The following is a 654-nucleotide window of genomic DNA, read 5'->3' as shown; positions in this document are numbered from 1 at the left end:
CAGCAGTATCCGCTCCAAGACCCAACTCGAACGGGCCCGGCAGAGCTCACCACACGTGTATCAGTTCCGGAGCAGGATCCGCTGCGGCATCTGCCACCGGAAGATGCAAGGCGGCACTCCCCACGGCCACGTCTACTACCGGTGCGTCGCTCGCACGCTTCCACCCGGCACCCGCTACAAGCCGATCACCCGAAAACCGTCAACCTGCGCGAAGCGCACCTCGTCCACCCGGTCAACACCTGGCTCGCCGGACTATTCAGCCCGAGCAATCGAGCACGAACAATCGAAGCCCTGGTATCCGCGCAAGGCAACGACGACAACGACATCCGTCGCCAACTCCTCCGTCGACGAATCAACGAGGCCGAGACCAAACTCCAACGCCACCGCCGCGCCCTCGAAACCGGCGTGGACCCAGCAGTACTCGTCGACGCGATGAACGCGGCCCAAGCCGAAAAGACCACCGCCCAAAGCGAACTCACCCGAATCCCGCACGACATCCAGCCCACGGCCCTCGAATTCGACACGCTGATCGAGTCCTTCGGCGACATGGCCGCCGTCCTCGACGCAGGCACCCCACAGGACCGGGCCGCCCTCTACGAAGCCCTGGACCTGGAGCTCCGCTACGAGCCATTCGAGCAGGCCGCAGCCGTCAGC

General features: G+C 65.0%; 1 pseudogene. It reads left to right on the top strand.

Annotated features, from left to right (window positions below):
• Nucleotides 1-141: 141 nt before the first annotated feature.
• Nucleotides 142-654: pseudogene (locus tag NDR87_RS37090) on the top strand (recombinase family protein); the annotation flags it as partial.

The sequence above is a fragment of the Nocardia sp. CDC159 genome (genome assembly GCF_023740735.1).
Taxonomy (GTDB): Bacteria; Actinomycetota; Actinomycetes; order Mycobacteriales; family Mycobacteriaceae; genus Nocardia; species Nocardia pulmonis.
This window is presented reverse-complemented; position numbering and strand designations above follow the sequence as displayed.